Genomic DNA, 241 nt, shown 5'->3' on the forward strand with positions numbered 1-241 from the left:
ACGCTCAAGCCCTTTCTAAATTTATGAGTGTAGAGCCCCAAATAAGACTTTGGGATATTCTTCAAACAAAGTTTAAAGCTAAAGCACTTCAAGAAAAAGTTTATATTGAATATGACAAAGTGAAAGCAGATAGTTGGGATAGACGTAATATGCGTATTGAATTTAATCCAAACAAACTTACACGAGATGAAATGATTTGGTTAAAACAAAATATAATAAGCTACATGGAAGATGACGGTTT

General features: G+C 32.0%; 1 pseudogene. It reads left to right on the plus strand.

The features are described from left to right. Positions 1-241 (plus strand): annotated as a pseudogene (locus SH09_RS12275) (replication initiation factor domain-containing protein); the annotation flags it as partial.

Source organism: Staphylococcus gallinarum, from assembly GCF_000875895.1.
Taxonomy (GTDB): domain Bacteria; phylum Bacillota; class Bacilli; order Staphylococcales; family Staphylococcaceae; genus Staphylococcus; species Staphylococcus gallinarum.